The following is a 5572-nucleotide window of genomic DNA, read 5'->3' on the forward strand; positions in this document are numbered from 1 at the left end:
GAATCCCGTACGGGTCATACAAAAAACAGTAGATGCGTTTGCGTCTACTGTTTTTTTATAGAAAACTAATGTAAGATAAACGATTTACTCTTGATTCATTGCATGCTCATCCATATAAACTACTTCCCAAATATGCCCATCTAAATCTTGAAAACCCCAGCCATACATAAATCCATGATCCTGTGGATCACTATAAGGTTTACCCCCGGAGGCAAGTGCCTTATTTACTAGCTGATCTACTTGCTCGCGATTTTCTGCAGATAGACATAAAATTGCTTGAGCAGAAACAGTAGTATCCGGTATTTCCTTGTTACTAAATCCTTTGAAGCGATCTTCGACCATTAGTAAAGCAAAAATATTTTCACTAATAATCATTGAGGAAGTTGTTTCATCACTGAATTGTTGATTGAACTCAAAACCTAACTCCTTAAAAAATGACGTGGATTTGTTTACATTTTTTACTGGTAAATTAATGAAAATATTTTTCGATTGAAAAGACATTTCTTATCACCTCCAAATCGACATTATCATAAAAAATAAATGGGTGTCAATTTCAGGAGGTAACCCAGATACTTAATTTTTTGAGCAAATAAAAAGCAGAAATATTGTTTTTTACAACATCTCTGCTTTAAAATCGTAATTTATCTTCTTGCTAACATTCTTTCCAGAGAACTAAGAGCTTCAGTGCTAGTATGGCTATCAACTTGAATACGGTTATGTGGTTGACCTTGTTCAATGCTTTCTAAGCACCATAGTAAATGGGGGAGATCAATGCGATTCATCGTTAGGCAAGGACAAAAGTTTTCATTTAAAGAGATGATCTGTTTATCTGGATGCTGCTTTATAATACGATTGACTAGATTCATTTCTGTCCCTATTGCCCATGCAGATCCACTAGGTGCTTGACTAATTGTATCGATAATGTACTTAGTTGAACCAGCATCATCAGCCACATCTACAACTTCACGACTACATTCAGGGTGAACAATAATTTTCATGGCTGGATATTCCTTACGAACAGTCTCTGTATGTTGAACTGTAAATCCTTCATGTACAGAGCAATGACCCTTCCACAGAATAACTTGGATGTTCTCAAGAGGCTGTTTAGTTTCAAGTATATTTTTATGCGGATTCCAAACGGCCATATTCTCGAGTGGAACACCTAAGTCATAAGCAGTATTTCTGCCTAAATGTTGGTCGGGTAAAAAGAAGATACGCTGTTTTTGTGTAAATGCCCACTGAACAAGCTCTTTCGCATTAGAGGATGTTACACATGCACCACCATGTCTTCCTGTAAAAGCTTTAATAGCGGCTGTTGAATTAACATAGGTAAGTGGAATGATCGTATCACCAAAGAGCTGCTGTAAAATGGGCCATGCTTGTTCAGTTTGATAAATATCAGCCATGTCAGCCATCGAGCAACCAGCACGCATATCTGGTAAATATACATGTTGTTGTTTTGATGTTAGCATATCAGCAGTTTCAGCCATAAAATGTACCCCACAAAATACGATGTGCTCCGCCTCTTTGTTTGCTGCAGATAATTGAGCCAGCTGTAAGGAATCTCCCGTTGCATCAGCAAATTGGATAACTTCATCTTTTTGATAGTGATGTCCCGGAATAAAAAGCTTAGATCCTAATTTTTTTTTGATTGATAAAATACGAGATTCCATTTCCGTTATGGATAATGCCCGATAATGCTCAGGAAGTAACGTCGTCTGCTGTAATAAACTAGTGATGGACAATGGAATAGCCTCCTTTCATTTGTACAAGGGCGCTAATGTCAAAGGCTTTGACAGAGTGGGTTAGAGAACCAAGTGAAATCCACTGTATACCTGTTTGAGCATAAGCTCTTATATTTTCAAGAGTAATGCCTCCTGACGCTTCAGTCGTGATAGAAGAAGGAACAGCTGGCAGCCATGCACGTATTTCTTCAGGACTTCGATTATCAAACATTATAATATCTGCACCAGCTAAAATGGCTTCATCTAGCTGTTTTTTTGTTTCTATTTCCACTTCAATTTTAACGGTATGACCAACTTTTTCTCTAGCAGCCTGAATGGCGTTTGTTAGACTACCAGCAAAAGCAATATGATTATCCTTTAGCATGATTGCATCATATAGGCCGTTGCGATGGTTAAAAGCACCACCGATTCGAACAGCATATTTATCAAGCATACGCAAGCCAGGAATCGTTTTACGGGTATCGCAAATTTTTGTGTGCGTTCCTGCAATTTCCTGTACTGCTAGGTGAGCCGCCGTAGCTATTGCAGACATCCGTTGTATAAGATTTAAAATTACGCGTTCTCCCATTAATAATTTTTGTAAGGGCCCATCTATAATGGCAATGACGTCGCCAGCCTCTACGGCTTCCCCATCTTTTTTAGGAAGGTTGACTTTTATAGACCGATCTAATACGTGAAAGCCATGCTCAATAATAGGTGCGCCACAAAAAATGCCACTTTCTTTGGCATAAAATGAAAAAGTTCCTTGCTCTTTAGGAGAAAAAATATATTCACTCGATAAATCCCCATCACCTATATCCTCATTAAAAAATTGTTTGAGCATTTCCTCGAGTTTGATGATATTCATACAATGAATTCCTCACTTTCATTTGTCCTTGAGAAAAAATAATCCATCGGTTTGCCCACTTTGCTTCCATCGCGGGTTTATCGCTACGAATGTGGGCTCCACGTGTTTCAGTTCTTGTAATGGCCGCATGGGTTATTAATGTGGCGACAACATGCATCATATATAGTTCCAGCTCAGTCTGTTGCAAACCCTTTAAATTTGCATGGAGAAGTGCTTGTATAGAGGGTAATTGCTGGAGGGAATATTGCAAATCGTCACCGTTTCTAACGATACCTAAGTACTTCATCATATGTTGCTGTAATTGTTGTTTGTTAAATAATGAAGGCATTGAATCGACACTTTTATCGCTAGCAAGTAAGAAATCTTTTTGGCTACAGCCTTGTTGAATAATGAAATATGCCATTCTGTGCCCAAAAGTAATTCCTTCTAATAGGGAGTTACTAGCTAAACGATTAGCTCCGTGGACCCCTGTACAGGCCACTTCGCCGATAGCATATAAGTTGGCTATAGTGGTTCTGCCTTTATCATCAGCAATAATACCGCCCATTAAAAAATGACTACCTGGTGAAACAGGAACTAGGCCATCTTGTAAGTCAATATGGTTGTTACGGCAAAGCTGTGTGATTGATGGGAATTTTACATCAAAATTTTGGATGGAGGATATATCAAGGAATGTTTCCTCACCAGCCGCCCGTTTGTTAAATAATGCGAGTGCTGTAATATGTCTTGGCGCTAAGTCAAGTTGTGCATGGATGCCCTTCATAATTGGACGACGGTGGGCATCGACAAAAATACCACCAGCTCCTCGTACCGCTTCAGAAATCAATCCTTTTGCCTCGTTTTCACACCAAAGCAGACTTGGATGAAACTGCATAAATTCCATATCACTGATGGCAGCTCCTGCCCGAAATGCTAAAGCAATACCATCACCAGTATTTGTTGGGTCATTAGATGTACTTGAATAAAGTGCTCCTGCACCACCTGTCGCTAAAATAACATGATGGGCAAAGTAGCGTTTAGTGCCTTCGCATCCTTTTGTAAGTACACCTACACAGTCACCATTTGTATTTAGTAAAAGTTCATAGGCCATTTCATAGCAATTTACCTTTGTATTAGGTGAAAGTTTATGAAGCAAGTAATCTATGAAAATTTGACCAGTACGATCACCACCTGCATGAAGAATACGATGATGGCTATGTGCTCCCTCCAGACCTAGAGCAGGGGCTCCATTGCTATGCCGATCAATGGGGAATCCAGCTTGAAGGTAGTTACGCATTATTTTTGTGCCTTCTTCTATGAGCATTTGAACATGTCTACTTTCATGATGAAATTCTCCGGCCTTCAATGTATCCGCAATATGGCAATCAATATGATCCTCCTCACTTGTCACGGCGGCAATGCCACCCTGTGCACGATAGGAGCTGCTCGTATGGACGGACGATTTTGTAACTATTTGTATTTTAAAATGTTCTTCGAGCAGTAGAGCTGCCTGAAGTGCTGCAATACCACTACCAATTATAAGGACGTCTGTCTTTACATCCATAGTTATACCTTCTTTACAGTTGTCTTTACACCTATCTTTACATAAAATAAAAAAGAAAACAAGACCTGTTGAACGAGAGAGGATGAATACGATGATCTACATGGATTACGCAGCAACAACACCAATGACGAAGAAGGCGCTTGAAGCATATGTAGAGGTAGCACAGCGTTATTATGGAAATAGCTCAAGTCTCCATGATTTAGGGGGACAAGCGCATTATTTTATCCAGCAGTCAAGAGAGATTATAGCTAATGAACTTGGCGTCAATAGTGATGGCGTAATCTTTACTGGAAGCGGAACGGAAGGAAATATTATGGCCATTTTGTCATTAGCATTAGCCTCTAAAAAAGGAAAACATATTATTTCATCACAAGCTGAACATACGTCTGTACATGCAGCTTTAAATACATTGGAGAAAATGGGTTTTGAGGTGACAAAATTACCGTTGCAAAAGGATGGTTGTATTGACTCAAAACAACTACTACTTGCTATTCGAAAAGATACAGCATTAATTTCCATTCAACATGTAAATTCAGAAATTGGTTCTATTCAACCTGTAGAAAAAATAATCGAAGCAGCAAAAGAATCCGCTGTTTACTGTCATATAGATTGTGTACAATCTTTTGGAAAATTAACTATACCAAGAGGGGGAGACGCTATGACAATTTCCGCACATAAAATAGGAGGACCTAAAGGCTGCGGCGCTGTTTATATAAACCCTGCAATTCGTGTTCCAGCACTAACACCAGGCGTAACTCATGAAAGAGGATTAAGAGGGGGAACTTTAGATACACCTTCCATTGTTTCCTTTGCGGCAGCGGTTGAAAATAATAGTTATGAAAGACAGCATTACGAGGAATTAAGAAGATATTTTAAAAGTCGTCTACCAAAAGCAGGTCGCCTAATAGAGTGTAAGCAGCAATTGCCGAATATTTGTGGTGTCATGATGAGTAAAGTGGAGGGGCAATATGTATTATTAAAATTAAACGAGGCAGGGATCAGTATATCAACAGGAAGTGCGTGTGATATTCATAGCGAATCCGGAACAAAAGCCATTTTATCTATGAATTATTCAATGGAAGCGGCACGCCAATTCTTTAGAATATCATTCGGAGATTCAACAACATTTAAAGAAATTGATAGATTGACTATGGAACTTGCTACTATTTAGTAGCAAGTTTTAAGCAAGATCATAAGCTGAAAATATATAGATGAAAAATAATTGTTTTCTTTTGAAACAACTATTGCTATAATATTTTGCAGGGCAATATTTTCTCTTTCTTAACAAAAATATCTTTTAAAAGTAATAATTTCTTTTTTTTATAAAAAAGTATTGCACAATATGAGAAAACGTTATACAATAATTCTTGTCTTGAAGGACAGGTAAACAACTTCAAAACAAGATACATAATAAAGCAGTCTAGTGATGATGGCAAA

The 5572-nt window shown here is 38.3% G+C and carries 5 protein-coding genes; 1 reads left to right on the forward strand and 4 read right to left on the reverse strand.

Going from position 1 to position 5572, the window contains the following annotated elements:
* Nucleotides 1-84: 84 nt before the first annotated feature.
* The 4 genes from PI85_RS23085 to nadB form a co-directional block, all read right to left on the reverse strand.
* Nucleotides 85-501: a VOC family protein gene (locus tag PI85_RS23085; RefSeq protein WP_008181739.1), complete on the reverse strand. Its 417-nt coding sequence runs from the start codon at nt 499-501 to the stop codon at nt 85-87.
* 140 nt (nt 502-641) lie between these two features.
* The gene (gene nadA, locus PI85_RS23090) at nt 642-1745 is read right to left on the reverse strand and encodes a quinolinate synthase NadA (RefSeq protein WP_036119834.1); all 1104 of its coding nucleotides are present in this window, start codon (nt 1743-1745) and stop codon (nt 642-644) included.
* The gene (nadC, locus tag PI85_RS23095) at nt 1732-2592 is read right to left on the reverse strand and encodes a carboxylating nicotinate-nucleotide diphosphorylase (RefSeq protein WP_036119831.1); all 861 of its coding nucleotides are present in this window, start codon (nt 2590-2592) and stop codon (nt 1732-1734) included. The genes nadA and nadC overlap by 14 nt, the downstream gene beginning before the upstream one ends.
* Nucleotides 2549-4135, reverse strand: a complete 1587-nt coding sequence (gene nadB / locus PI85_RS23100) for an L-aspartate oxidase (protein ID WP_036119828.1) — start codon at nt 4133-4135, stop codon at nt 2549-2551. The genes nadC and nadB overlap by 44 nt, the downstream gene beginning before the upstream one ends.
* A gap of 100 nt (nt 4136-4235) precedes the next feature.
* Between nadB and PI85_RS23105 the strand changes: the two genes are divergently transcribed.
* Nucleotides 4236-5306, forward strand: a complete 1071-nt coding sequence (locus tag PI85_RS23105; RefSeq protein WP_051998172.1) for a cysteine desulfurase family protein — start codon at nt 4236-4238, stop codon at nt 5304-5306.
* Nucleotides 5307-5572 lie beyond the last annotated feature (266 nt).

It is taken from the genome of Lysinibacillus sp. A1, assembly GCF_000801965.1.
GTDB lineage: Bacteria > Bacillota > Bacilli > Bacillales_A > Planococcaceae > Lysinibacillus > Lysinibacillus fusiformis.

Coding starts and splice junctions, on each gene's coding strand:
- PI85_RS23105 (WP_051998172.1), top strand. CDS start 4,236: ATGGATTACGCAGCAACAACACCAATGACGAAGAAGGCGCTTGAAGCA.
- nadC (WP_036119831.1), bottom strand. CDS start 2,592: ATGAATATCATCAAACTCGAGGAAATGCTCAAACAATTTTTTAATGAG.
- nadB (WP_036119828.1), bottom strand. CDS start 4,135: ATGGATGTAAAGACAGACGTCCTTATAATTGGTAGTGGTATTGCAGCA.
- PI85_RS23085 (WP_008181739.1), bottom strand. CDS start 501: ATGTCTTTTCAATCGAAAAATATTTTCATTAATTTACCAGTAAAAAAT.